The organism is Enterococcus wangshanyuanii (genome assembly GCF_002197645.1).
GTDB lineage: Bacteria > Bacillota > Bacilli > Lactobacillales > Enterococcaceae > Enterococcus_L > Enterococcus_L wangshanyuanii.
The window spans coordinates 3,790,062-3,816,506 of the sequence record NZ_CP021874.1 but is presented as its reverse complement, the minus strand read 5'-3'; the positions used below and the strand labels follow the sequence as shown (position 1 = coordinate 3,816,506).

The following is a 26,445-nucleotide window of genomic DNA, read 5'->3' as shown; positions in this document are numbered from 1 at the left end:
TGCTTATGAATATTTTGATTGCGGATGATAGCCCAGAAATGGTGCAGATTTTAAGTGCTTATATGAAACAGGCAGGGTTTACTGTCTTTCCTTCCTTTGATGGTGAAGCCGCACTTGATCTTTTTTATACAGAAAAAATAGATTTAGCGATCATCGACTGGATGATGCCGAAAATCGATGGTATCGAAGTAATCAAAACCATCAAATCAGAAAGTCCAGTTAAAATTCTGATGTTGACTGCTAAAACAACTGGTGAGGATGAATTTCTCTCTTTATCCAGTGGTGCAGACGACTTTCTCACAAAACCCTTTCATCCTCAAGTGTTAGTTTTGAGAGTCAAAAAATTACTCGGTGTGACAGAATTGGTCACGGTAAAAAGCCTTGTGATCGACCCGACTAAACTGAGTGTCTGGAAAAACGAACGATCAATCGATCTAACAAAAAAAGAAATCGATCTGCTGCTGTTTTTCGTCAAAAATCGCGGAACGATTTTAAGCCGGGAACAGCTTTTAATTGGTGTTTGGGGTATGGATTACGAGGGTGTCGCTCGTACTGTAGATACACATATTCGACGATTAAGGGAAAAAATCGGTGATGAGATCATCACAACAAAAAGAGGAGTTGGGTATCTCATTGAAAAAGAAAACTAGAAAAATCAGTACAACACTGACTCTCACTTTTTCGTTGATCATCATTGCCAGTTTTTTTGTCATGTTTATTTTCAATACGATGATCGTTCCTTATTACTATAACGCTAAAATGGAGCATAAAGTAACTTCTGTCATGGAAATGATTCAGCAATCTTCTTCTAGTGAAGAACAACTGGAGCGCCTTGAAAACGAGCATCAAGTGACGATAACTACACAACCGATCGACGGAGCCTCACTTGACGACTTCAATGAAGCTTTGACACTGAACTTAAATAGAAAAAAAGTCGCTTTGAACCGCTTTTGGGTCACCCAGGAGACTTTAGATCAGCTGCGTCAAACGGCTCGACCGATCCAAAGAAGCTTTGATCAAGGAAAACAAAAATCTAGTTTTCTCGTTGAAATGATGGTGATCGATGACACGTTCTATTTGGTTGGCGTTTCTACCGTTAATTTTTCTGAAACAGCAGCCTTGATCAATAGCTTTAACTTGATTTCACTGAGTCTTACGTTGATTTTGATCATCTTTTTGATTTATGTTTCTGTTAGAAAAATTACTGACCCACTGGTTGAGTTAAAAAAAGTAGCTGAAGAGATCACCGCTTTGACCTTTGTAACTACTGAAAATATTCCTGCAAATGAAATTGGTGAGCTAGCGGTCAGTATCAACAAAATGAGTCACGCTTTGGCAACGTATCAAAAGAATCTACTTGCAAAAAATGACCAATTAAAGCAATTCACAGCTGATTTGACCCATGAATTGAAAACACCGATTGCCTTGATCAAAGCTTATGGCTCAGGCATCGAAGATGGTTTAGACGATGGCACCTATTTGACGATCATCCTCCAGCAAGCCCAACGATTAAATGAGATCGTTGACCAAATGCTTGATTATGCAAAATTAGAACAGCAACAAACACTACAAAAAGTGCCCATCCAATTGTCAGAGATTTGGCAGCAAACATTACGAGATCAAGAATCCTTACTGGAAAAAGAGATGATTTTACTATTGGAAGCCCAAACAGATACATCAATGTCCCTGATTGAAGCTGACCCTTTATTGATCAAGCGTACGTTTGACAATTTATTGACCAACAGCATCAAGTATACAACAGATAAAGAAATCCAAGTCAGCTGGCGGGAAACGAATGACTTTATTGAATTTTCGATCAGTAATCAAACCTCCTTACCTTCAGACTTTGATATTGAAAAACTGTGGGAAGCATTTTATGTTCATGAAAAATCTCGCAATAAAAATCTGTCAGGCACGGGACTAGGCTTATCGATCGTTCAATCGATCATGAATGAACATGGCTTTGACATCGAAGCACGACTCGTTCATAAAACGTTGATTTTCAATTTGCATTTCAATAAAAAAGCGAAAGCTGCCTTTTTTGATGAAAGAGTAGTATAAGCGCCTTCCTTATCTAGCACCAGAGTACGATCCTTCTTTGTGGATCGTACTCTTTTTTTGCCATATTTCTGTAACAGATACTTGTTACACTCCAATTGGTTCAATAAACCAGTTCATTTAGGAGGAAAATCATGAAAAAGAAATTTTTTATCACACTTTTAACCACGCTAACACTTTCATTAGCAGCTTGTCAGACGCCCGGAATAATGCAGAAGCAGGTACAAGAAAAAAGCTCAGTTAACCAAGAGCTAAACAAAAATAAATCTTATGCCAAAACTGATTTCTCATTTGACGTTGATCCTGAAACCTTTGCTATCACAATCACCGAAAACAACCAAAAAGAAACCGTTGCTCAACCTCAAACAACCAAACGAGTAACAAATTTAAAAAAAACGACTAACGAAATCAGCTGGACTTATCCAGATGAACACCTTCAAATCGCAGTAAAAAAAGAAGACGAGCACTTGGCTATTTCACTTACAAGTTTGACTGATGAGGACTTAACCTTCAACTGGCCAAAAATCGATGCTAAAAATTATACCTTACCCATCGCAGAAGGAAAAATGATCCCAAATGATCAAAAAGATTGGCTGGCTTATTTTCAACAAAACAATGAGTTAGCCATGAGTGAAGCTTTCTCCATGAGCTTTTTCACTGCTAACTATGAACAGTTTGCCGCAAGCTTTGTCACTGATGAAACCTTTAATAGTGATTTGCTCGCTGAAACAAGTAATCACCTAGCTTTTGAGGCCAGTCATCATTTTATCGGCTTCGACAAAAACAAAACCTTGAATTATCGCCTTTATATCACAGAAAATGACCCAGTTGCGATTGCCAAAACTTATCAAATGGATCGCATCAAGACAAATAATTTCAAGACATTAGACGACAAGGAAAAAGAGAATCCAGAAATCAAGAAAATGCGGGGAGCCATTCAAATTTATTACTGGAACAGCCGGATTTTAACTGAAGAAGATATTAACTGGAGCAAGCTTCCTGAACAAGTTGATGAGCCTATTTTTCAATGGATCGCTGAATTATTATCACAATATGGCGAAGATGGATCAGCAGAATACGAAAATGCTTTAGCTGCTTTCAAAAATAATGAAGGCTATCAGTATGAAAAAAACACCCTTTTAAATTCACTCAATTATGTTCTGCTTTACCCTCAATTTTTCAATAAGTCTATTTTTAAACAGCCGGATGAAACAGCTTCAAAACTGATTGAAAAAGGAATCGATACATTGAGTGAACAAGACCGTTATACATTAAATAAACATTTATTAGCTGGCGCTCTTCAAGACCTGACTCCCCCGCTTGAACAATGGGGCAAAGAGACATCCGTCGACGTCTTTAAAGAAATGAAAAATGCTGGGATAGAAAACGCTTGGATCGGTTTACCTAACTGGGCCAATGGCTTAATGAATCCTGCTATGGTAAAAACGGCAGCTGATCAAGGATATTTGATCGGTCCCTATGATTCGTATCAATCTATTCAAGAAAATGCCAGTATCGATTGGAATACCGCTTCTTTTCCCAATGAAAAACTCTATGAACAAGCAACTGTGACAAAGAAAAATGGCGAAAAAGTGGCTGGGTTTTTAGGCAAAGGTAGAAAGCTAAATCCAACGCAAATTTTTCCAGATGTTGAAGAACGCTTCATTGGTATTATGCAAAATAAGATTCCTTTCAACTCTTGGTTTCTAGATACAGATGCAGCTGGAGAAATTTACAATGACTACAGTCCTGATCACCAAACAACTCAAAGTGAAGATGTTGCTGGTCGTCTAAAAAGAATGGATTATTTCAATAAGAATGGATTAGTTGTCGGCTCAGAAGGAGGAAATGATTTTGCTTCAAAAGAAATGGTCTTCTCTCACGGAATCGAAACGCCTGTGATCATGTGGTCTGACCCGGATATGAGGGAAAATAAAGAGAGTGAATATTATGTGGGAAGCTACGCTGCTTTAGATGGCGGTATTCCAACAAAATATAAAAAAACCGTTCCGATCAAAGATGAATACAAAGCCATTTATACAGATCCAGCTTATTCACTCCCACTATATAAGCTTGTTTATAATCGCTCAGTCATTACTTCACATCAATGGGAATGGGATAGTTACAAAATCAAAGGACAAGTCGCTGAACGCCGTATGAAGGAATATTTATATAATACTCCGCCAATGTTCCACCTCGATAAAGCTGCGTGGGATGAACATAAACAGGATATCAGTGAAAATGCTAAAATTTGGGCACCATTTCAAAAAGCTGCTTTAGCACATGAAATGACCGACTTCACAGTCTTGACACAAGACCGTCTCGTACAAAAAACACAATTTGGAGATGATCTAGTAGTGATCGCTAATTTTTCTGATAGGAATTATGATACGGATGATGTCAAAGTGCCTGACCAAACAGCTCTGATTATCAATCATAGGCAACAAACAATTATTCAAGTAAAAGAATAATATTTCATCTCACAAATTGAATCCTATATAAAAAAAGATCAGACAAATGTTGCTTCGTTTTTTTAGTCCAATTACCGAAAAAACTGGTTTTTATCCGTCCGTTATCAAAAGCTAACAAGCCCGAAACAAAACTAAAAATCAGTTTTGTTTCGGGCTTTGATTCTGAATAAGCGGCGAGAAAAAAGCACTTTTATTCCATTATTTCAATTTAAACGTCATCTCAACTGGATTATGATCTGAATGTTGAAATTCCTTATCGATCACTTTTCCATTGATATTCTCAATATTATCAGACACAATAAAGCCATCGATCAACGCAACAAATGACTTGCCTTTTTCATAAGGTTTGTCTAAATTACGAACTGAAGGTACCGCTTCTTTGGTTTCACTCAATGCTGCTACACGAAGATTTTCGGGCAGTTCTGTTTTTGGAAAAGGCTGCAGCCAGGTATACTCTTCTGTCGGATCGTTTTTAAACGTTTCCGTAGAGGAAGGAAGCAAATCATGATTAAAATCTCCTCCACAAACCACATAATTTCCTTTTTTATATTCCTGTTCCATATGATCAAACAGCTTATGCACTTGCTCTTTTTGAATTTTCTGGTCTTTGATATATGCAGATAAATGAACATTATACAGCATCAATGATTTTCCGTTTGCAACTGGAATTTTAGAAACCGTAAACGCTCGGTCTAAATCAAAAAATTTATTAAAATTGGTTTCGATCGGTAAACTGTAACGTGTACTACTTTCCATTTCTGTATTACTAAGTGTTAAAATCCCAGATTTCGATTTTCCGATTGGATCTAACACCGGATACATTAAAAATGCGGAATCATAATTCACTGCAAATGCACTTGTGTGTTCTTTAAAACTCTGATTGATCTGCTGAACCTCATCTACTCCGCGGCTGCGTGTTGCTTTTTCATCTACTTCCTGAAATAAAGCAAAATCAGGAGCGATTTTCTTTGTCGTTTCGATCACACCGTCAATGTTAGTACGTACACTTTCCTTACTTACCGCTTTGGATTGCTTTCCACCGTCCATGAAAAATGTATAATCAGGTGTATATGAGCCGTAGCCAATATTGAATGTAGTTATTCTATATTCTTTGTTTGTAGTTAGGCTTGAATGTTCAGCTTTCTGTACCACTTTAATCGAAACATCATCTTCAATTCTTGAATAGCTGAAATAAACATACCCCACATAGATTAAAATAATAGCGATAATTGCAGCAAGTATACTGAACAGTATCTTGATCTTTTTTTTCATAATACTTTCCTCTTTCCATCCTATAAATAAAAACAGACTAACAACCATTATACAATAAATCGGCTGCTCGTCTATTTTTTATTCACTAGATATGTCGTTCATTTTTTTATGACGTGTTGATCGACCAACAAGGAAAGTATAAACCTCGGAGCCATGTCGAAGGCAAGTATTCATTTTTCTTTTTTGATCAGCTCCGCTATTTTCATAACTGTATTGGCATTTCTGATCGTGATTCGATCATAGTACGCTGAGCTGACGATCTTTGACCAGCGGGTTCTCGAAAATGTTTTTAATGGTGCTGACCAAAAAATCACTCGTTCATGATGATCGACCTGCTCGTACTCCGGTTTTGCTTCTCCAACAGAAAGCATGACCTCAGCTGTTGTCGTTGGCGAAATAATAAAAATTGCATTATGTTTTGATTCCTTGTCTGTATTCCACCATTTTGGCGCATGCTTGACCGCTTCCAGCCACGCTTCACCAGAAACGATCGTCACAGGAATATGCAGCCCTGTCATCCTTTCAATCAGCATTTCACACTCTTTAGTAATCATTTCTGATTCCTTTTTCTCCGTTGAAAAAATGACATTCCCGCTATTTAAATACGTTTTGACTTGTGTAAATCCATGCTGCTCAAATGACTCCCTTAATTCGGTCATCACCACACGATTTTTCCCTCCGACATTTACACCGCGCAATAAAGCAATATATTGTGGCATCTTCATTCCCCTCCTTCTACTCAATCAAATACCTATTCTAAATTCTTTATTCATATTATAATAAAAACAATGAAACAATCCTACCTAAAAGAAAAGAGGTTTCACGATGGCAAATTTAAATGAATTTACAGAAAAAATCAGTAATCCAGACCAACGTCAGCGTTTGAATGATCTGTTTAACTGGATCAAAGGAAGTTTTCCGCAGCTAGAAACCGTCATCAAATGGAATCAACCGATGTTTACCGATCATGGGACATTTATTATCGGTTTTAGCGTTTCGAAAAAACATATGTCGGTCGCACCTGAAACCGCGACACTTGCCGCGTTCAAAGAAGACATCGAAAAAGCTGGATATGAGCATACAGATAATATCTTCAAAATCACTTGGGCCCAAGAAATCGATTTTGCCTTACTCAAAAAAATCATCGACTATAACATCCAGGAAAAAATCGATTACACAAAATTTTGGAGAGAATAGCTGCCGATCCTTTTAAATACAGAGTTTCTTCAAAAAAGTAAGAAGGATAGGATTTTTTTGAAGTAGCAAAAGCAGTGAAAATCGTTTATGATTCATTCATAGAGAAATTACTTATCTTCCCCAAAAGATAAATAAATCATTTGATCCCATCTTGGCTGAGATGGGATTTTTTGTGCTACCGTTTTGCTTACTTTATATATCTTTGTAAATGTTTAGCAGTATATGAATCTGATACAGTCAATAAATCAATCGGGTACCCCTCAAAAAGTATTTTCCCGCCTAAATCGCCTCCGCCAATCCCCATATCGATGATCCACTGCGCATGACTAATAATTTGAAGATTGTGTTCTAAAACGATCAACGTCTGATTTCTTTTCAGAAGTCTTTTGAAAAGCTTTAGTAACTTCTTGATATCAGCCTCATGTAAACCAGTAGATGGTTCATCTAAGATCAATAAATCCGTCGTATTTTGCTGCATTACCTTAGCTATTTTCAAGCGTTGTAACTCTCCTCCCGAAAACGTAGCTAATGATTGGCCCAATTTGACATACCCTAAATTAACATCAATCAACGTTTGCATAGCTGCTACTAATGCACTGTCTTCAAATAGCTTGCGCGCTTTTTCAGCCGACAGCTGTAAAAGATCATAGATGTTCAAGCCGCGCCAAACTATGGAAAGTGCTTCATCACTATATCTTTTCCCCTGGCACTTTTCACAAATCTGTTTAACATCTCCCATGTAGGCTAAATCTAATTTTAAATAGCCCTTCCCTTTACAAACAGGACAAGCACCTTTCCCGTTATAGCTAAAAAGAGAGCTGCTTTTTCCGGAATCATGTGCAAAAATATTTCTTATTTTATCAAAAACATTAAGGTACGTCAGGACATTTGAACGATTACTCCCACTTATCGGATTCTGATCCAAGATACTTGCTTCGGGGTATTTTTGCTTGAAGAGCTGCCGAATCAACGTACTCTTTCCAGAGCCAGCCACACCTGTAACGACCGTTAATGATTGTTTTGGTATTTTTACTGAAGCCTCAATAACGTTATGCAGGCTAACTTTATTTAATGAATAGTAAGTAGAAAACAGCTTTTTTTCAGTATTGATCGTATTTATTGCAGATAAACTTTTCCCCGTGATTGTATCCGATTTCAATAATTCTTGATACGTTCCTTCAAAAGTGATCTTGCCACCTTTATCTCCTGCATATTCCCCTAGATCCACCACATGATCTGCGATTTTTATAATATCAGGATCATGGTCAACTAATACCACAGTATTCCCTTTCTTTTTCAGCCCAATAATAATTTTTGACATTCTTAAAATATCTTCTGGATGAAGACCAATACTGGGTTCATCAAAAATGTATAAAACATCAGTCAATGCACTATTTAGATGCTTGGTCATCTTTATTCTTTGGGATTCACCACCAGAAAGAGTAGCTGTTGGGCGGTTAAGAAATAATTAACTCAAACCAACGTTCTGTAAGCTTTCTAATTTTTTGATCAGATCATTCAAAACAATCTCAACGTTAGGAGAATGAATATGTTTAATGAACAACAGTAATTCTGTGATCGACATGGTTACGCAATCCGCAATAGATTTTCCATCAATTTTTGCAGATCGAACAATTTCGTTAACTCTGGTTCCATGACAGCCCGAACACTCTCTGACCTCAAGTATCCGATTCAATTGCTTCGTATATTTCGTCTCGTCTTTCTCTACAAAATTTTTAGTGATTCTTGGAATAATCCCAATATAGGTTGAGGTTTTTGGCCATTTTTTGGTTGGATTCTTTGGCGCGCTTCCGATATCGTGTAAAAGAAGCTCTAACTCTGACTGGCTATAATCTTGGATTTTTTTATCATTATCGAAATTTCCTGATTCTGTGTATCTGGTCAATCGCCAGCCGCCAGGTTGAAAGGTAGGGAAATCAATTGCACCCTCATTTAATGATTTGTTAAAATCAATCAGCTGATTCAAATTAATTTGTTTTGTTTCACCTAAGCCATTGCAAATCGGGCACATTCCCTGCGGATTATTAAATGAATAGACCATTGAATAGCCAATAAATGGCGTAGCGATTCTTGAAAATAAAAGGCGTAGACTCGAGTAAATATCTGTTACTGTACCAACAGTTGAGCGTGCATTGCCACCAATCTTCTTTTGATTGATCACTATCGAAACAGGTAGATTTTCTATAGTATCAAAGACAGGTTGTGGATAGTGAGGCAATAGCTGCTGAATATAGCTAGAATAAGTTTCATTTAAAAGTCGTTGGGATTCAGCCGCTAGAGTGTCGAAGACTAGAGAGGATTTACCAGACCCTGAAACACCAGTGACAACGGTTATTTGTTGTTTTGGAATGTCAAGAGACAGATTTTTGAGATTATTTGTTTTGGCTCCTTTAATCGAAATAAAGTTATTCATGAGCCTTCAACCTTTCTGATTTAAGCGCATTGGAGAATTTTTCAGCCAGCTGTGAAAATTGTTCTTGTTCTTCATTGGTAAATACTTGGTTGGCAACTTGATGAAGTTGTTGATGCCCTTGGTCGAGATCCTTAAGCAATTGATGACCTGTTTCAGTTAAAACCGTTCGTAATTCTCGTCCATCTTTTTCATTTGGTTTTTGTTGGATATAATACATGGTCTTCAACTCTTTTAAAGCCTTAGATAGCTTTGTTCGACTGATTCCAAGTAAAATACTGATTTTTGATGGCGCTAGCTCTTTTTCTAAATCAAGAAGATGTAAAACGTCATACTGAAGCCAGCTGATCCCTTGAGGATTTGTCCTATTCCTTTCCGCAACTAGTTCACACTGTAGATTCATTAACGTATCTTCAAGCGTATTCATTTGATTCGCCTCCATAAAATGATTTCTATATGGAAATTATAATAAAAAAGAAACTATTTTACAAGAGCCTTGACTCATGTAAAATAGTTAAACACTAGAAAAAATTCATATACGTCGATTAAACAAAAAAATAGCACACCCAATCAGAACAATTCCTAGAAAACTGATGACTATTGGACTTTTTTCACCGGTCTCAGGTAATCTATTAGACATTGATGTATTGTTTGAAGAACTGGTTGGATTGTTGCTTGGTGCTTCTATTCTCTCAACTTTGCTCGTTTTTACTAATGGTTCATTAACGTCAGTTGAACTTTCTTTGTTACTAGCACTTGTCTGTTCATTTTCGATAGATGATTCAACGCTGGTCGTTGTTGAAGTCTCTATGCCAATAGCAGTCGAGGAAGGCACACTTGTCTCTTTTTCTACGCTGGCAGCGGATAGTGAGCTTGTCGTCTCTGTGGTCGTTTCTTTCGTGCTATCTGAAGCTTCAATGGTCGTTGTCTCTGTAGTCGATTCCGTAGTAGTCGATTCGACCGCCGAACTTTCTTCTGTCGAAAATAGACTATCAGAATTTATTGGTTTACCATCGTTATACCAAGTATGCCCATCTAAATAATAGTCTTTTTGATCTTTAATGATATGGCTTGGTGTAACAATGATCGTTTCTGCTTCTGCTGCTATTGCCCAAAATCCTGTCAAAAAAATAGCTAAAGCGATAATAAAATATTTTTTAAACATGTTCTCGTTCCTTTCTTAAAGCTTTGATCTATCATGAACAAAATAATTTCTTATATAGATTAAAGTCCTATATCTAGGACTTTTCAGCAAAAACTGCTACACTCTTTTTATCAACAATCATAGCTTAGAAAGGATTTGAATTATGAAAGAATATGGACTGGTCATACGCGAGATCCGTTTATCTAAAGGTATTTCTCAAAAAGAATTATATAATAACCTGATTTCAAAATCTTATGCGATCGAATTTGAAAAAGGCCGTCATGATCTATCCTTAGAATTATTGGAGCAAGTCTTAGATGCGCTAAGAATAACAGCTGATGAATTCCTGTTTATCTATAATCAATATACCATTCCAGAAACGACTACCTTTTGGACTTTATTAGCTAAAGCCTCAAATGAAAATAACCTGAATGATTTGTTTAAACTGAAGAAAGAAATCCAAACACAAGCAACTTCTGATACCAAAGAACTTTTTTTAGCTTTAGTTGAAGGACGCATTCATATCGTCAATCATTTTCTTCACTTTAACAAAATCGATTACACCAAAATCCCAGCTGAACAAATGGCTATCGTAGTTCAATTTTTGTTGAAACGAGAATCTTGGACACTCTTTGAATTGCTGATCTTCACAAATACACTTGACTACTTCTCACATGATCAAAGAATGATCTTTAAAAAAAATATATATAAACTGCTAAAAAAATACCGCAACTATGACCGTGGCAAAGAAATTTTACAAACATTATTGATCAATTTTTCTGAACTATGCTTAAAAGAGAATGAACTTTCGACGGCAAAAGAGTTACTTGATCAGCTAAATCACTTGAATACTGATCTTAATAGTGGGCTTTTTAGAATCATTGAGCGTTTTTTTAGAGGAATACTTTTGATTTTAGAAGGTCAAATATTATCTGGACAAAAGGTTTGTGAAAAAGCTCTGAACACCCTGCGATATCTTGAATATGAGCAAATAGCTAAAGTTTATCAAGCGGAATGGGCAATTCTTTTATGATTCTTATTTCACACTCGCTCATAAAATAAGAACCTCCTAAAGTATCTTTCCACTTTAGGAGGTTTTACTATTGTTTTTTTATTTGAGTAAAAACGAACAATACGTTTTTTGTAGAATCATCGAAGTCCATGATTTCAAATACTATTTATTAAGGCGTCAGTAACTAGACTATTTTTATCTACAAGTGTTAGACAAATTCAAGAATCATTATACAGACTATCGTTGCAAATAAATATAAAATGTACGAATCCACAACCATTCTACCTGAATCAATGTTTTTCCACTTGTTCAAATGTGTTTTTTGATAAGCAATAAATAACATCACTACTGTAAGTAAAATGACACTCAACTGTCTAAAAAGCAAAAATTAGGTTCCACGAATAAGAATAGGTAGACACTTGCATTCTAGGTAAAAAATAGTAAATGACAATAGCTAAGTTGGTTCAAAAAATAAACCCTTGATTCGTTTTATTCATAGTATCTCCTCATTCCTATTTCATTGATCTTAATGTCATTTTATTCCTTTCGTTTCAATCATCTGTTACTTTAAGTATACAATGAACGCATATTAGTATAAACATTTATTTATATGAAAATAGCATTTCCATCTGATCAATTCTCTTTCTTCTTCATCGTACTTAAATTTTTACCTTCATAAGTACTTTTCCTATTTTATTCGTTCGTTATTGTACGTTTTTCGTACCAACGATATAACTAAAGGATGAAATATTCATAAAGCATCGCTTATGAGAAGCTGTCCTTTTCCCCGCTACCATCAGCTTTCCAGACGTTTTTCACTGGTTTGTTTTACTTGCTAAAAAAAATTTCCAGCCTGCTTTTTTGTTTGAGTACTTTTTTACTCTAAATCAATTTTTTTTACTATTTGCAAAAGGACTTGACTCTTATCTTGTCTTTAAGTTAAGATAACGTTACAAAACAAAATAAAAAAAGGCGCCCTGCAGGAGACAGCAAATCATCCCGCAGAGCCCTGTATTATCAGCCACAACTAATAATACAAGTTGCCTTCCGTCAATATGTTATTGACTTCTTTCATTGTACTAAAAGTAAGAAAAGATTACCAGCTTTTTCTGACTTTTCTTTGAATTGGTTAATTTCTATTTACTGAACGTTTCATGGTATTAGTCGCTGACAAATACCATTTTTTTGCGTTTTGTCATTTGAGTTAATAATTAGAGCGAAAAACAAAATAAATAAGGCACTCTGTAAAAAGGACAGCAATCCTTCTACAGAGCCCTGTAAAGTCAGCCACAACTGACAATACAAGTTGCCCTAGTCAATGCGCATTGACTTATTCATTTTACCTAAAATTTGTAAGAAATACTAGTGTTTTTTTACATCTTTTAGTTTTGAATAGGTGAATGGTTATTCATTGAACTTTTGCACGGTATTTGTTGGTGACGAATATCGTTTTTTTTTCGCTCTTTTTATAAATAGTACCCATCAGGTTCTCCTTTTTTCCTAACATTTTTTTCAATTCCATCCCCTGATGTGTGCGAGCTGCTGGATAAAAATCAATGACTCACCATGTGTTTTTCATCTCGTCTAAAAAAAGGTGTGCTTACGTCAATGCGTAATAGAATAAAATGAAAAAGTAAAAATGAACATGCAAACAATTATTTTCCGAGAATGATCCAGACGTCATGAAAGTCACAGATTATAATTTTTATCCTGTAGTAATAGTAAGAACCTAACTAACGATAGTCAGGATCCTACTAAAAAAACAAGCTGGCCTTGCAGAACCAACTTGTTTCAACTCTCCGCCTATCTCAACTCCATTCCTTTTGAAAAAAGACCATACCAACCATTTTTTTAACATGGGAGATAGGCGGGGAATTGTTTAAATTTTCAACAATGATAGTACAAATTATGACATGTTATGTGTCTAATTTAAGCGTTAACTTTTAGAAAAATGATTATCCCATATACAATTAAATTTGATAGAATAAGTGCATTCCTGACTCTAGTCCACAAAGACACTTGATAGTCTAGTCTCCATTTTGGATCGTGTCTTCTTTTCCAATAAAATGAAAATGTATGATAGGCCATATTTATACATCCTTTCTTTATAAAGTTTCACTCATTGATTTGAATAACTACTCTGAACAAATTTCCTGATTTTTTCCAGCAAATACCTCTCACTTATAGTCTATCACAAAAAGACATTTATTTTAATCTAATCATTAAGTAAAAACTGATCTATCTTGTAACAAAAAAACACTGTAATTTCTTTTCACAGTGTTTTCCTTTCATATAAAAAATCAGCTATTTTTCTATTTATAAATCAATTTGGAGTTTATTTGTTAATTCCCTATATGCGTCCATCAGCCAAGGATGGATAACCTTTATATCATTACTTAACAAGTATTCAATATAATAGTATGCAGCATGTTCCAATGACTGATCTAACGCAGCCATCAAACCATCAAGATATGGCGGCTCGCCTGCTTGATCCCATTTTATTTTATCTGCTACAAACACGACTAAATCTAAATCAGAGTAACCACCCTTCAATGTTGTGTGACATTCAATCGCAGATAATATTTCCGAATCAGTAATTTTGAATAAATCAAGTGCCATTTTTCTGGAAATCTTTTGATGAATGATCATAGGAAACTTGATCTCTTCCTTACATAGTTGAATTTCCAGCTTATTTGCTCTATCGATTCTTTGATTATTGGGATAGATTGCCGAAATATCATGTAAAAGACCTGCAAGTTTTGCTTTGTTCGGTTCTGCTAAACTTTTTTCCGCTAAATTATAAGCATATTCTCCAACAGCTGTGCAATGATGATAGGTTTCCATTTTATTATGACAATGCAAAAAATCTTTTATTTCCATTTGTAAATCAAGAACTTCTCTGTCTTTCATATTTTTTCCTTTCAAATCAGATTGCGGTTACTTACTATTGTAACATTTAACTGAAAGAAAAAAGCCCAGTTAATGTATACTGGACTTTAAACTATATTTCAAATAGCGATTATTTTTTGTCTTTTACAATCGTCCGATATATTTTCTTTTCCACTTCAACAATCACAAAAACGATGATTCCTGATAACAGCGCTAAGCCCCAGTATTGAAGACCGATTGCTGCTGTATCAAAAACAATATGCATAAAAGGCAGATAAATCAAAGCACTTTGCAGCAATAATAAGATCAAGATCGTTCCCCAAAGAATTTTATTAGAAAAAATACTTTTATCAATTGGGAAATCATAGATATCACGACAATTCAACATATAGAAAATTTGACCAAATACGATCGTCGTAATCAACGTCGTTTGCATCACTTCAATACTTGAACCATTTTCAGCAAGGTAATTATTCACGATAAAACCTAATCCTGCCAGTAAAACAGAAACATAAAAAATTCTAATGACTGCATAACGATTCAGAATATTTTCCTTAGGATCTCTAGGTGGTATGCTCATTCCATCTTTTTCTAAAGGCTCAAATCCTAAAGCAAAAGATAACGTAATCGTTGTGACCATATTCAGCCATAAAATTTGAACTGAGGTCAATGGCAGCGGCTTATCGATCAACAAAGATACAACAACTAAGAGTCCCTGCGCGAACGCAGTTGGTAATGAGAAATAAATTGTTTTTTTCAAGTTCTCGTACACACGTCTGCCTTCTTTAACAGCACTAGTGATCGTGGCAAAATTATCATCCGCCAAAACCATATCCGCCGCATCTTTGGTTACCTGTGTTCCTTTGATTCCCATTGCGATTCCAATATCGGCTTGTTTTAAAGCAGGCGCATCATTGACTCCATCACCGGTCATTCCAACGATTTGATCATTTTTTTGAATGGCATTGACTAAACGTAATTTATGCTCTGGTGTGGTTCTTGCATAGACATCATGCGTCATAACTACATCGACTAACTCATCATCTGATAATTGTTCGATTTCGTGTCCAGTCATAGCATTCGTATAATTTTTGATGCCGATATCCTTTGCGATCGCAATAGCCGTGTCTTGATGATCTCCAGTGATCATCTTCACTGAGATTCCAGCTTTGTTACTGATCGAAACGGCTTCGATTGCTTCTGGTTTTGGTGGATCCATGATGCCAAATAAACCGATCAAAACCATATCATTTAAATCGTCATGTATGATCGTGTCTTTTGTTTTAGCTACTTCTTTAAATGCAGCGGCCAAAATCCGCTGTCCTTTTTGCGCTTGCAAACGAATGTTGTTTTCCCAGTATGAGAAATCAATTTCCTTTATCCCAGTTTGAGTGAATTGATGGCTCGTCTTAGCTAATAAAACATCCGGCGCACCTTTTAAATAAATAAACCGTTGTTGATCCACATCGACTAGCGTAGCCATATATTTATACGAAGAATCAAACGGAATCTTGTTTACTTCATGGACTTCTTCCACCAAAGCCAGATGATTTGCCCAGTCCAGTAATGCTCCTTCTGTTGGGTTGCCAATGATTTCTCTTTGTCCCTTCTTATACGTAAGTTTTGTATCATTACAATATAAAGCCGCTTCGATCATCTTTCTAAACGGACCATCTTCTTCAACTTGATTCAATTGTTTTGAATCAGGATCTGCTTGGCTTTCTTCAATCAATTCATCTGCTAGAGCAACCGAAACGACCGTCATTTCATTTTTTGTCAAGGTTCCTGTTTTATCGGAACAAATAACCGTCATACTCCCCAAGGTTTCTACAGCAGGCATTTTTTTGATGATCGCTTTTTGTCTCGCCATACGCGTCACACCAACAGATAAAATCAATGACAGAACCGCTGGCAAGCCTTCTGGAACAGCTGAAACAGCCAAGGCAATCATCGCTGACAGTAATTCCTCACCAGTCAACTCTCTAAATAAAAGACTAAATACCGCTAAAAATACAATCAGGATCGCTAATACATAAAAAATCTGCTTATTTAGCCCTTTCATCTTACGAATCAACGGCGTTTCTGTTTCTTCCACACTCTTTAAATGCTGATTGATTTTTCCAAGCTCAGTCTCATCACCAATGCTTGTAACGACTCCTTTGCCGGAACCGCTGTTTACAAGTGTGCCGGAAAATACGGTATTGATACGATCGCCCAATTCTGCTTGCGTTTGAATAGCCTCACTATTTTTCTCTACAGGCGTAGATTCCCCAGTCAAAATCGCCTCTTCTACAACTAAATTATATGATTCAGTGATTCGTAAATCAGCTGGGATAATATCCCCTGCATTTAAATAGACGAGATCTCCCGGCACCAACGTTTCTGCATCCACTGTTTTTTTCTCTTGATCGACCAACACAACTGCTTTAGTACTCATCATAGCAGTTAAACTGTCTAATGAATCTGAGGCTTTGGCTTCCTGAATGTAACCGATGATCGCATTGATAATCACCACTAGCAAAATAATACTCATATCAATGAAATCTCCACTGATTCCTTTCAACACTGCAGAGCCGATCAAAACATAAATAAGTAAATCATTGAAGTGACTTAAAAATTTTTGTAGGTTACTGATCTCTTTTTCTTTTGAAAGAACATTGCTGCCATACGTTTGATGTCTTTCAGCCCTTTCTGATGTACTCAAACCAGATTTATCGACATTCAGCTTTTTAAAGACGTCATTGATCGTTAAGCGATACCATTCCATAATAACCACTCCTTCACTTATTCAAATAGTCAAAAAATGTCTTGTTTTCCACATTATATAGGCATTGCATTATTTTGTCGTACAAAAGGAACTGCATAAAACTTTTCTTTATTTAAATTATGGCTGATCCTCAAACGATTATTACCCAAATAAAGAATCAACACGACTATTCAATAAAATGAATAATTGCGTTGATTCTTTATTTTTTCTTCGAGTCATTTCATTATATTCAACTTTACAGAATCGATTTTTACTATTTTTAACGGTCAAACCGATTTTTTCTATAGCCGTAATAGCAAATCAATAAAATGAGGATCAGCGTTGAAGAGATGACTATATATATGTCCGATGTCAGTGGTTTATTTTTTTCTTCGAACAGGTTTTGCAGATAATTGATCACTTGGCTTGTATAGAGATACTTACTATATTTTTCAAAATCTTCACTTATTATTTTTAAAATAGGTATTAAAGCAAAAATAAAAATTGTAGGAATACACATGGACGAAGCAACCATTTGATTGGAACTATAAAAACCTATCACTAATCCAATCAGCAAACTAATAAACGTTCCAAGAGATGTGATAATCAAAAATGGCAGTATCGATATACGATCCGGCAACCAGAAGAAACCAATGACAGCATTTGTCAATCCTATCAAAAAAAATGAAGGAATAATGCTTCCAAGAATATATTGAAATGGCGAGACACTTCCTACCATAAGAACTCTAAGCATATTTGATTCTTTGTCAGAAGACAATGGTAACGCCGACATCATTATTCCACTCATTCCCATGGAAAAAGTCAAACCCGTAGTGATAATAAATAATGGCATCGTCTCTAACTGCTCAGCTGGTGCATATCGATCTAGAATAAAACAAAAACCAATGGCTAAAAGTAATGAACTTAATAACTGAGGACTTGTGATAATGTTGATCAATTTAACTTTTGAAATAATCATAACTTTTCGAATGGAACGTACCATATTAATTCAACTCTTTTCCTGTTAATTGTAAGAAAATTTCTTCCAAATTAGGTTCATTAGAATGGATAGTTAAAATGTCTTTATTGATCTTTTTCACATTTTCTCTTGTTAAGTTTAATGTTTTTTGCGTATCATCTTTATAAGTTATCTCAATTTTAGGCTCTTTATAATATTTTTTCTTCAAGGTTTGGGGAGAATTGCATTCCACAATCTCACCACCATGCAACAAGGCCACTTGATCGCATAGAATTTCAGCTTCGTGCATGTTATGAGTTGTTAAAAATAGCGTCATTCCTCGTTTCTTTTCCTCGAGAATGAGCTGATGAATTTCTTTCATCGTTTTAGGATCAAGCCCACTAGTCGGTTCATCCAGGAACAATAATTCAGGATTATGTAAAAGAGCTCTAACTAAAATAAGCCGTTGCAGCATTCCTTTTGAAAGCTTCCCTGCCTTTTTTTTCTTTGCAGCAATCAATCCAACTCTCGACATCAAAAGATCAATTCTAGCATCTGGAATATTATAAATTTGAGCAAATATTTTTAAATTCTCATAACAGCTTAACTGTTTAAAAACGCCGCTATTATCAGTGACGATTCCAATCCTTGTGTAAAAATGAGAGTCAATTGTTTTTACGTCTTGATCAAGAATTTTTGCTGTTCCATTCGAGCTTTTTATCTGTCCAGTTAAGATCTTGATAGTTGTTGTTTTTCCAGCGCCGGAGGGTCCTAAAAATCCAAATATTTCTCCTTTTTTTACGTTGAAATTTATCTTTTTTAATGCAGTCTGATTTCCAAAATTTTTGCTGATATCATTCATTTCTATGGCATAAGTCATTGGCTGATCCTCCTATAGTTCCTAATAAAATAATCGCACAGGCAAAAAATAGCTAATGGCATACTGGAAAAAAATAAAATGAAACAAATTATAGCTAAATGAGTCGTAAATACATTAGCTCTGAGAAGTACTTGAATTGCCTGACTAAAAGCAAATCCTGAGGCTAACGATACCACATTCATCATCATTTCTTTTTTATTACTTGTCATCCAGAGTATTAAAAATAAGACTAAAAATTGAAGACTCGTACTGATTAATCCAACGATCAAAAATAAAAAAATCCTGAGGTTTCTTTTTTCATAAGAAATAGATGATTCATAAAGATTTTCATAGCTTATAGAATCATTAAACCTAACTTTGTCGATTCGGTTGCATAATATATTTAAAGCTTCAAGATTTACCTCAGCTGCAACTTTTTCCATGATCATTGGCAAGGAAATGCCCTTTACATGAACACGTGTCAGCTCTTCGGTTGCAGTTATTTCCTTTTGATAATGATTGGGTAAACTAGGATGAAATGTTGGGCCTAAAATGATCCCATTTCCCAATGTACCGCCGGATGTGTAAGGGATATTCATATGACTGAAGTAATCACTGAACAGTCTCATATGATTGTCTGGCGTATCGACGGCTTTTATTACAAGATCTACTGGCTCATGAAGAGTTAAAATATCTGACAGTTGGATATATGGATTAGTTATTTTTCTTTTATATGTAACAATCTCTATATCTGGATTGATTTTACTTAACTTATTCTTTAATACAGAAACTTTACTATGATTGATATCTGCCTGGTCGTATAATAATTGTCGGTTAAGATTATCTATCGAGACATGATCATCATCTATCAAGATCATTTTTTTTATTCCCAAGGCTGTCATAGCCCATGCCGAATGAGAACCTAGACCGCCACAGCCTAGAATAAGTACCGTTTTTTCTTTAACGCTATCATAAAGCTGTTTTTCACTTTGGGCTAAAAACCAGCCTCTATTTACAGAGTCTACCTTAGTTGTTTCAATCAGATCCTCCATTAAAATGTTCAAGTTGAGCAAAGCTTCAAGATTATCATTTCCCACTATTAGTGCTGCCTGCTCTATATTGCAAGGTAGATTCGCTAAAAGTTCATCAACAATAAGCGTTGGCAAGGTTAGTTGTTGTTCTACTCTACTGAATAAATACGTGAGCCTATCTTTTTTTAAAATGGAACAATACGGATTCAAATAAAGATTTTTAATATTTCACACATCCTTTCAAAGCGCGTTCTCTTTTAAAAAATTGCTGCTATGGCAATAATGAGCAATGCTGCAAGTCCTATTTTTTGACTCCATAAGAATAAAAAGAAGTATCGTCTCTGACGATTTAAATCATTCATATTTTTTAAAAAGTAAAAAATATTCATATTATCTGCAAACAAGCTCGATTGAGTCAGTTCGGTCAAAATTTTTTGCCCATCGCTTTGGCTAAATAATAAGCACATATTTTGTATAAAAAAAAGAAAATTGATCACACTGACCAATAACCAAAATGGTTTTGTCCCTCCCACAAACATTCCTCCCAGAAAAGAGTATAAACTCAAAATGAGATTAAAAAGTGGACCAGCAAATAAAATAGCTATTTTATCGTTCAGCTCCTGTAAAAATTGTATTCCTGTAGTATCAACACTGACTAAGCCCTTTTTTGTATTCAAAGAAATCGTAGGAACGAGCAATCCTCTATTTATGGCAAAAAGAAAATGACCGATTTCATGAAATAAAATGCTGACTACTGTTATCAAAAATACTTGGACGAATAGAAAAATCAAGTTTTGCTCCTCTATAGATTTCCAAGCAGAAACATATTCGCTCATAGAAAAAACAGTCGAAAATGCTACTGCAGTTATTCCTCCAATAATAAGGAATATAGGACATAATTTTTCTAAAATTATAGATGTAGAGCTCTTCTTAATTTTTGAAACGTTCACTCTTAAAAATGATTTTTTTTTCGTTGGATTAAGTAACCCGATCGATTCAAAGATTTCCATAAACGATATAATTTCAGCCTGAGTGTATTTTGAATTTACCTCCAGTTCAGAGAGAGAAAATTTTTTTTCCAGCATAGATAAAAATGTAATTTCCTTCTCACTAACAAGATAATGTTGGTTGCTGAGGCCATCATAAAGATGATACTTTTCTTGGTTTTGAAGACGTTTGTAACAAATCGAAGAATTTAAGTCATAATCATACATAAGTTATTCCCCTCAATAAGCAGATCACTCGTATTATTAAGTGATACTCTTCCTATTCTAATTTTCGTCAGGCATTTTTTAACAGTAGCGGGAGCCAAGGTACTTATCTCCAAATAATCAATTAATTTGGTCTTGATAAAGTCATATCTCCCCTTGGATACTCCCGCATAAAAATGTTGATTGAACTTTCATACTACTTTAATTCTCAGAAATAGACTTTCTTTTAACCAACCTCATAAGTAATTCAGCATCTATAACACGTAAAGTTTATCCTCTGAGAATTAAAATTAGTCTGACTAGCAAACTACAGCTGCAATCAATCCACCGACAACCAAAAGTCCGCCGACAATGATAAAGTTAGCGTCTTTTTCTTCAATTTTTTTGAATTCCATTCTTCATACCTCCCTCCAAATTTTCTAAAAGATAACAGGTTAAATTGTTCTATAAAAAAAACCATAGCACACATAAAATAACAGGCATAATTTAAACACCTCCCCCGTAATCTTCTATTTGATAGTACAACAAAAAAAAATAATAACGCCATATAGTTAGTATTTTATACAAAAAAATAACTATATTTTTCTCTATTTATAGGTTAAAATAAATCCAAATTCAGGAAAATATCTCAGGGAGACCTAGGCACTTTTTTCTGAATAATATATAAGGAGAGATTGTAATCATGCAAATAAACGAAATAGAAATCGGCGATATTCTAAAAAAAATTAGATTGAGCCATAACTATACCCAAGAATATGTAAGTAACAATATTATCTCTAGATCCTATCTTTCCTTATTAGAATCAAATAAATATTCTCCATCTATCAAAATACTATTGGAACTATTAGAGCGCTTAAATACAGAATTAGATGAATTTGTTTTCTTGATTCAACAAGAAATGGATAAGAACAATGACAATCTACGGTTTAATACAATAGAAAATTACGCAGAATATACCGAAAAAGAGTATCTGGAATTAAAGAATCATTTAGAGAAAAAATATTCAGAGGATAAATTACTAAAATACAAGCACCTGTTAATCGTTCTAGAAGCACATTGCAAATTTAAAAGCAAAAAAAATTTATTAGCCAGTCGCAAATCTGTTGACTCTATCAATAGCTACTTTAAAAGTATCAATAGTTGGACAATTTATGATTTTCGATTATTTAATAATACGATGTTTTGTTTTTCAACAGAAGAAATTCTTGATATGATGCCCATGATTTCAGAGTACATTGAAAAATATAGTTCATTTTTTTTAGAAAAAAATAACATCTTAAGTTTTATATGTAATCTGTGTACGTTACTCATTATGGAAAACAAATACGATCCTGCCATCGAATACGCATCCTTTGGAAAAAACATTGCACAAAAGAATAAGCAACTATACCAATGGCTATTTTTAAAATGTATAATCTGCTATTGCAATTCCAAAGTAGACACTTCTAATCCTTGTCATATGGATCATTTAGAAGAAAAATTACACTTGGCAAAACAATTAGAATGTATGGAGATTCTTGAATTTTTTGAGAAGCTGTGTAACTGAGAAGGTAGGATATAAAAAGTAACTCTACACGGCATTTTCAACAGCTAGTTCTCATTCCATTAGTAATTAACCAGATAATTTTTGTATCAATGATAAAAAAAGATATATTTTTTATTTACAAAACGAAAAAAGAGTGTTATTATCTTCATATAGAAATATTAATATTACTATATGTTTTAAATAAAAAGGAAAGGAGGAATTATTCATGTGGGTGGATATCGTTAAGTATTGGTTAGATGTTACTTCTAATTTTTTCAATTTCTTTAAATAATTAATTACAGAATAGGAGAAAATGTGTATGTTTATTATCAATATTATACAAGGTATTTTAAATACAGTCTCAGGCGTTTTAGGTTGGTTTAAATAAGCTTTTAAAAAAAAAGAGGAAGTGAGATTTAGTTCACTTTCCTCTTTTTTTATCATTGATTTTTGTCTATATAGTTTTTCAACTAAATTTCTTCAATTTTTTCTCATTAGGAACCATATGACTATCATAATTTTCAATCTTAAACGCCAGACGATCTAATGCACGTTGCATCATATCCACTCGTTCCTTTAAAATCATTTCCTGTTCTTTCAACAACTCTAAACGAGCAGGAACCGTGTGGTCACCTTCACGAAAAAGACTTAAATACTCGATCAAGGATTCAATTGAAAGACCTGCGTTACGCATTTGTCTGCTAAAAATGATCCAACGTAGATCCTCCTCACTAAATTCGCGAATCCCGTTTTCGGTCCTTTTAACTGGCGGGATCAATCCGATCCGCTCATAATACCGAATTGTATCCGCTGATACATTCGTTTCCTTGCTTGCTGTACTGATATTCATACTAACCTCTCCTTACTTCAAGTGATATGCTATAGAAACTATTCAATTCGCTTTTTTTCCCAAAATACAATTCCTACTGTAGCAATCGCCAAAAGCAATAGTAAAATAGCTTCTGAAAAAAATATTCCGCGAATAGTTGAAAAATTAGATACGCTCTCAATCAAAGCAATTCCATATGGAGAAAATGCTGAACCGAGATTGAACCCCACCAGCAATAACGAAGTTCGAAAGGCAGCCTTTTGTCCTGAGCGACTATTAGTTTGGTTAAATAAATAAGGAATAAAGGTTCGAAAAGAGAAACCACAAATCATTGCTCCAAGCCCTGTCAGCCAAACTTGATTAGAGAAACCAATCATTAACATCCCGATACTCATCACAAAAAATGCCAGTGGCAACGTCCATTGCTTCGTCACAGTATAAATAGGCCCAAATAAAAACCCGGCAGTCATTGCACCAACTCCAATCAATGATAAAATATTGCTGCCGTCAGTTGCATCCCCATAACCTAAAGTCGTCATCAACAAAGTGCCTTTAACAGTTATTGACATATAGATACACACAACCAAAATCAATAAACAAATATACCCTGAAAATACCATTGTAGATAATCTATGTTCTAGTATTTCAACATACTCAAAATCATTGTTTTTATTTTGAGCCCTTTGATTTATTTCTCTTTGAGAAATCTCTGGTACAAATAAAGCAAACAAAATAAAAATTGGTACGACAATCAAATAGACCCAAAAGGAGGCTTGCCAATTAATTTTTAGTAACTGTCCCACAACGAACGTCAATGACATACCGCCGATTCCTTCAAATGCACTTTGAAAACCAATTGTTGCTGCCCGTTCATTCCCTTGATAAAAATAACTAATAATTGAAATAAGCAACGAATTAAACAGCCCTATGCCAAACCCAAAACAAGCTCTGGAAATAAATATAGTTGTAAAATTATTCACTATAGCCGGAAGAATTCCTGAAATCAAAACGATACCTAATCCCATCAAAACTGTCTTTTTATAGCCTATATATTTAGCAATTTTTGTACTTAGCAATACAGCAGGGATAATAAATAGTGCTGGAATCGTTGTTAACATCTCTATCAACGGCAATGGAATTTCAGGAAATGTTTCTGCAATTGCTGGTATATTCGCTCCGATCGCAGCGCCTGAAACCACGATCAGCGAGACTGACAAAATCGATATTTTCCTCAATCTTAGAATATTCATTTTCCCACCCCTTCATCCTCTTCTCTATCTCAGGATACCTCTTAGAGTGCACTCGAAGTCAAGGATTATTGAAAAAATAGCAGAATTTTACTTAGAGCTAGCTCTACATGGTAAAATAAAACTAGAAACCTATTTAGGAGGAGGAAGCAATGACTTATAAAATCCAAGAATTTTCGCAAATCACGGGTCTGAGCCCATACACCTTGCGTTTTTATGAAAAAGAAGGCCTGATCACTGTAAATAGAGACCAAAATAATATCCGAATTTATGATGAACAAAACAAAGAATGGATCGATTTTTTCTTACATTTAAAAAAGACTGGAATGACGATCGAAGACCTCAAACAATACATCGATTGGTGGCACGAAGGTGATGCGACCAATCAAAATCGACTGGCGCTTTTACAAAAACAAAAGCAAATTGCTCTAAATGAAATGAGACAAATTCAAGAAGGCATCGATATGCTGGATTATAAAATCGAGAAATACCAAAAGAAAGTCGATGCTAGCCGAAAAAAATAGCTCTTCCTTTTGCGAACCTTGACATGATGCTGTCAAGGTTCAATTGTTATACTCTTCTTAACAACACAATAAAAACAACCATCAGGAGGAAAATATTATGACATTGATCAACGTTAATGGTACTGAACTTTTTTATACAAAATCTGGGCAAGGTGATCCACTACTTTTACTGCACGGAAATGGTGAAGATCATCATATTTTTGATCAGTTAAGTCAAAAATTAGAAAAGGACTTTGCGGTTTATGCGATTGATAGTCGTAATCACGGGGAAAGTGCGCGGACAGAACAATATGATTATGAACAAATGGCTGATGATATCATTGATTTTATCGATGTCTTAAAGCTTGAGAAGGTCAACATCGTTGGCTTCAGTGATGGCGCCATCTTAGCGATCCTCATGGGCATCAAAAAATTATCTTGGCTCAATAAACTAGCTCTTTTAGGTGCCAATACAAGCCCTGAACAGCTAAAACCTGAAATCTTTGACCATATTGTCGAAAAATATAAAGAAACGCAAGACCCTTTATTTAAACTGATGATGGAACAGCCAAATATTCCTTTACAAGAATTACGTAAAATCGAAGTCCCTACACTGATCATCGCTGCGGATGATGATCTATGCGAATTAGAGATATTTGAACAAATGCACCAACTGATTGAAGCTTCTGACTTGAAAATCATGGAAAACCAAGATCACGGTAGCTATATTATTGATAACGATATCTTAGCAGAGTCGTTACTTGATTTTTTCTCTGCCTAATTACAAAAATGAACTATGTTATGATCGATGAGTAGAAAAGTGAAAAAGATGGTGGCTAACTCCTAGAAAAAGGGGTGATGCTTATGGTTCTCTGCTTTATCCCTGGAAAGGAATAGACATGTCTGTTTTTGAAGCACTTACGCTGATGGTTGCATTTGCAACTTTAGTGGTGCTGATCATAGACCAAGATAAACCAAAAAAATAACCATCTAATTCCACTTCGACAGTAATTAGATGGCTTCACAAATTTAATTATAGTCACCGTCTTTTGAACGGGTCTA

At 35.0% G+C, this 26,445-nt stretch carries 21 protein-coding genes and 1 pseudogene; 9 read left to right on the top strand and 13 right to left on the bottom strand.

Annotated elements, in window-relative coordinates; genetic code table 11:
- Positions 1 to 5 precede the first annotated feature (5 nt).
- The 3 genes from CC204_RS19085 (at position 6) to CC204_RS19075 (ending at position 4,529) form a co-directional block, all read left to right on the top strand.
- Positions 6 to 650: a response regulator transcription factor gene (locus CC204_RS19085; protein ID WP_088268154.1), complete on the top strand. Its 645-nt coding sequence runs from the start codon at positions 6 to 8 to the stop codon at positions 648 to 650.
- Complete coding sequence (locus CC204_RS19080; protein WP_227011204.1) at positions 595 to 2,061, top strand: sensor histidine kinase; 1,467 nt, start codon at positions 595 to 597, stop codon at positions 2,059 to 2,061. Before CC204_RS19085 ends, CC204_RS19080 begins: the two co-directional genes overlap by 56 nt.
- A 131-nt stretch (positions 2,062 to 2,192) precedes the next feature.
- Positions 2,193 to 4,529 carry a glycoside hydrolase gene (locus CC204_RS19075; protein ID WP_088268150.1) on the top strand — a complete coding sequence of 779 codons (2,337 nt, stop codon included), beginning with the start codon at positions 2,193 to 2,195 and terminating at the stop codon, positions 4,527 to 4,529.
- Positions 4,530 to 4,727: 198 nt separating this feature from the next.
- On the opposite strand, the gene CC204_RS19070 is transcribed toward CC204_RS19075, so the two are convergent.
- Both CC204_RS19070 and CC204_RS19065 read right to left on the bottom strand, forming a co-directional pair.
- On the bottom strand, positions 4,728 to 5,801 hold the full coding sequence (locus CC204_RS19070) for an endonuclease/exonuclease/phosphatase family protein (RefSeq protein ID WP_088268148.1): 1,074 nt from the start codon (positions 5,799 to 5,801) through the stop codon (positions 4,728 to 4,730).
- A gap of 170 nt (positions 5,802 to 5,971) precedes the next feature.
- Positions 5,972 to 6,520, bottom strand: a complete 549-nt coding sequence (locus CC204_RS19065) for a DUF1697 domain-containing protein (protein WP_088268146.1) — start codon at positions 6,518 to 6,520, stop codon at positions 5,972 to 5,974.
- A gap of 106 nt (positions 6,521 to 6,626) precedes the next feature.
- Between CC204_RS19065 and CC204_RS19060 the strand changes: the two genes are divergently transcribed.
- Positions 6,627 to 6,998 (top strand): iron chaperone, encoded by a 372-nt coding sequence (locus CC204_RS19060; RefSeq protein WP_088268144.1) that lies wholly within the window; start codon positions 6,627 to 6,629, stop codon positions 6,996 to 6,998.
- A 187-nt stretch (positions 6,999 to 7,185) separates the two neighbouring features.
- On the opposite strand, the pseudogene CC204_RS19055 reads toward CC204_RS19060, so the two are convergent.
- The 3 genes and pseudogenes from CC204_RS19055 to CC204_RS19045 form a co-directional block, all read right to left on the bottom strand.
- Positions 7,186 to 9,432 (bottom strand): annotated as a pseudogene (locus CC204_RS19055) (ATP-binding cassette domain-containing protein).
- Positions 9,425 to 9,856: a MarR family winged helix-turn-helix transcriptional regulator gene (locus tag CC204_RS19050; RefSeq protein WP_088268142.1), complete on the bottom strand. Its 432-nt coding sequence runs from the start codon at positions 9,854 to 9,856 to the stop codon at positions 9,425 to 9,427. Before CC204_RS19050 ends, CC204_RS19055 begins: the two are co-directional and overlap by 8 nt.
- Before the next feature lie 105 nt (positions 9,857 to 9,961).
- Positions 9,962 to 10,594 carry an LPXTG cell wall anchor domain-containing protein gene (locus CC204_RS19045; protein ID WP_088268140.1) on the bottom strand — a complete coding sequence of 211 codons (633 nt, stop codon included), beginning with the start codon at positions 10,592 to 10,594 and terminating at the stop codon, positions 9,962 to 9,964.
- Between the two features lie 142 nt (positions 10,595 to 10,736).
- On the opposite strand from CC204_RS19045, the gene CC204_RS19040 reads away from it, so the two are divergent.
- Positions 10,737 to 11,606: a helix-turn-helix domain-containing protein gene (locus CC204_RS19040; protein WP_088271609.1), complete on the top strand. Its 870-nt coding sequence runs from the start codon at positions 10,737 to 10,739 to the stop codon at positions 11,604 to 11,606.
- A gap of 2,295 nt (positions 11,607 to 13,901) precedes the next feature.
- On the opposite strand, the gene yqeK is transcribed toward CC204_RS19040, so the two are convergent.
- The 6 genes from yqeK to CC204_RS19005 all read right to left on the bottom strand — a co-directional run bounded on the left by yqeK (position 13,902) and on the right by CC204_RS19005 (position 21,282).
- Entirely contained in the window at positions 13,902 to 14,495 is a 594-nt protein-coding gene (gene yqeK / locus CC204_RS19030; protein ID WP_088271608.1) for a bis(5'-nucleosyl)-tetraphosphatase (symmetrical) YqeK, read from the bottom strand.
- Between the two features lie 109 nt (positions 14,496 to 14,604).
- Positions 14,605 to 17,241 carry an HAD-IC family P-type ATPase gene (locus tag CC204_RS19025; protein ID WP_088271607.1) on the bottom strand — a complete coding sequence of 879 codons (2,637 nt, stop codon included), beginning with the start codon at positions 17,239 to 17,241 and terminating at the stop codon, positions 14,605 to 14,607.
- 259 nt (positions 17,242 to 17,500) lie between these two features.
- Positions 17,501 to 18,223, bottom strand: coding sequence for an ABC transporter permease (locus CC204_RS19020; RefSeq protein WP_088271606.1), 723 nt, complete (start codon positions 18,221 to 18,223; stop codon positions 17,501 to 17,503).
- A 1-nt stretch (position 18,224) separates the two neighbouring features.
- Positions 18,225 to 19,058, bottom strand: coding sequence for an ABC transporter ATP-binding protein (locus CC204_RS19015; RefSeq protein WP_088271605.1), 834 nt, complete (start codon positions 19,056 to 19,058; stop codon positions 18,225 to 18,227).
- Complete coding sequence (locus CC204_RS19010) at positions 19,055 to 20,134, bottom strand: HesA/MoeB/ThiF family protein (protein WP_157894325.1); 1,080 nt, start codon at positions 20,132 to 20,134, stop codon at positions 19,055 to 19,057. The genes CC204_RS19015 and CC204_RS19010 overlap by 4 nt, the downstream gene beginning before the upstream one ends.
- Positions 20,135 to 20,325: 191 nt before the next feature.
- Positions 20,326 to 21,282, bottom strand: coding sequence for a site-2 protease family protein (locus CC204_RS19005; RefSeq protein ID WP_088271603.1), 957 nt, complete (start codon positions 21,280 to 21,282; stop codon positions 20,326 to 20,328).
- A gap of 679 nt (positions 21,283 to 21,961) precedes the next feature.
- On the opposite strand from CC204_RS19005, the gene CC204_RS19000 reads away from it, so the two are divergent.
- Entirely contained in the window at positions 21,962 to 22,825 is an 864-nt protein-coding gene (locus tag CC204_RS19000; RefSeq protein ID WP_088271602.1) for a helix-turn-helix domain-containing protein, read from the top strand.
- Positions 22,826 to 23,270: 445 nt separating this feature from the next.
- On the opposite strand, the gene CC204_RS18995 is transcribed toward CC204_RS19000, so the two are convergent.
- Together CC204_RS18995 and CC204_RS18990 are read right to left on the bottom strand one after the other, a co-directional pair.
- Positions 23,271 to 23,654 (bottom strand): MerR family transcriptional regulator, encoded by a 384-nt coding sequence (locus tag CC204_RS18995; RefSeq protein ID WP_088271601.1) that lies wholly within the window; start codon positions 23,652 to 23,654, stop codon positions 23,271 to 23,273.
- 38 nt (positions 23,655 to 23,692) lie between these two features.
- Positions 23,693 to 24,883 (bottom strand): MFS transporter, encoded by a 1,191-nt coding sequence (locus CC204_RS18990; RefSeq protein ID WP_188634461.1) that lies wholly within the window; start codon positions 24,881 to 24,883, stop codon positions 23,693 to 23,695.
- 149 nt (positions 24,884 to 25,032) lie between these two features.
- Between CC204_RS18990 and CC204_RS18985 the strand changes: the two genes are divergently transcribed.
- The 3 genes from CC204_RS18985 (at position 25,033) to CC204_RS21850 (ending at position 26,369) form a co-directional block, all read left to right on the top strand.
- Positions 25,033 to 25,404 carry a MerR family transcriptional regulator gene (locus tag CC204_RS18985; protein ID WP_088271600.1) on the top strand — a complete coding sequence of 124 codons (372 nt, stop codon included), beginning with the start codon at positions 25,033 to 25,035 and terminating at the stop codon, positions 25,402 to 25,404.
- A 97-nt stretch (positions 25,405 to 25,501) separates the two neighbouring features.
- Positions 25,502 to 26,164, top strand: coding sequence for an alpha/beta fold hydrolase (locus CC204_RS18980; protein ID WP_088271599.1), 663 nt, complete (start codon positions 25,502 to 25,504; stop codon positions 26,162 to 26,164).
- 118 nt (positions 26,165 to 26,282) lie between these two features.
- On the top strand, positions 26,283 to 26,369 hold the full coding sequence (locus tag CC204_RS21850) for a putative holin-like toxin (RefSeq protein ID WP_225533224.1): 87 nt from the start codon (positions 26,283 to 26,285) through the stop codon (positions 26,367 to 26,369).
- Positions 26,370 to 26,445: the final 76 nt, after the last annotated feature.

What these genes read in the sequence shown, in the direction of transcription:
- CC204_RS19085 (WP_088268154.1), top strand. Translation starts at nt 6, where the DNA reads ATGAATATTTTGATTGCGGATGATAGCCCAGAAATGGTGCAGATTTTA.
- CC204_RS19080 (WP_227011204.1), top strand. Translation starts at nt 595, where the DNA reads ATGAGATCATCACAACAAAAAGAGGAGTTGGGTATCTCATTGAAAAAG.
- CC204_RS19075 (WP_088268150.1), top strand. Translation starts at nt 2,193, where the DNA reads ATGAAAAAGAAATTTTTTATCACACTTTTAACCACGCTAACACTTTCA.
- CC204_RS19070 (WP_088268148.1), bottom strand. Translation starts at nt 5,801, where the DNA reads ATGAAAAAAAAGATCAAGATACTGTTCAGTATACTTGCTGCAATTATC.
- CC204_RS19065 (WP_088268146.1), bottom strand. Translation starts at nt 6,520, where the DNA reads ATGCCACAATATATTGCTTTATTGCGCGGTGTAAATGTCGGAGGGAAA.
- CC204_RS19060 (WP_088268144.1), top strand. Translation starts at nt 6,627, where the DNA reads ATGGCAAATTTAAATGAATTTACAGAAAAAATCAGTAATCCAGACCAA.
- CC204_RS19050 (WP_088268142.1), bottom strand. Translation starts at nt 9,856, where the DNA reads ATGAATACGCTTGAAGATACGTTAATGAATCTACAGTGTGAACTAGTT.
- CC204_RS19045 (WP_088268140.1), bottom strand. Translation starts at nt 10,594, where the DNA reads ATGTTTAAAAAATATTTTATTATCGCTTTAGCTATTTTTTTGACAGGA.
- CC204_RS19040 (WP_088271609.1), top strand. Translation starts at nt 10,737, where the DNA reads ATGAAAGAATATGGACTGGTCATACGCGAGATCCGTTTATCTAAAGGT.
- yqeK (WP_088271608.1), bottom strand. Translation starts at nt 14,495, where the DNA reads ATGAAAGACAGAGAAGTTCTTGATTTACAAATGGAAATAAAAGATTTT.
- CC204_RS19025 (WP_088271607.1), bottom strand. Translation starts at nt 17,241, where the DNA reads ATGGAATGGTATCGCTTAACGATCAATGACGTCTTTAAAAAGCTGAAT.
- CC204_RS19020 (WP_088271606.1), bottom strand. Translation starts at nt 18,223, where the DNA reads ATGGTACGTTCCATTCGAAAAGTTATGATTATTTCAAAAGTTAAATTG.
- CC204_RS19015 (WP_088271605.1), bottom strand. Translation starts at nt 19,058, where the DNA reads ATGACTTATGCCATAGAAATGAATGATATCAGCAAAAATTTTGGAAAT.
- CC204_RS19005 (WP_088271603.1), bottom strand. Translation starts at nt 21,282, where the DNA reads ATGTATGATTATGACTTAAATTCTTCGATTTGTTACAAACGTCTTCAA.
- CC204_RS19000 (WP_088271602.1), top strand. Translation starts at nt 21,962, where the DNA reads ATGCAAATAAACGAAATAGAAATCGGCGATATTCTAAAAAAAATTAGA.
- CC204_RS18995 (WP_088271601.1), bottom strand. Translation starts at nt 23,654, where the DNA reads ATGAATATCAGTACAGCAAGCAAGGAAACGAATGTATCAGCGGATACA.
- CC204_RS18990 (WP_188634461.1), bottom strand. Translation starts at nt 24,883, where the DNA reads ATGAATATTCTAAGATTGAGGAAAATATCGATTTTGTCAGTCTCGCTG.
- CC204_RS18985 (WP_088271600.1), top strand. Translation starts at nt 25,033, where the DNA reads ATGACTTATAAAATCCAAGAATTTTCGCAAATCACGGGTCTGAGCCCA.
- CC204_RS18980 (WP_088271599.1), top strand. Translation starts at nt 25,502, where the DNA reads ATGACATTGATCAACGTTAATGGTACTGAACTTTTTTATACAAAATCT.
- CC204_RS21850 (WP_225533224.1), top strand. Translation starts at nt 26,283, where the DNA reads ATGTCTGTTTTTGAAGCACTTACGCTGATGGTTGCATTTGCAACTTTA.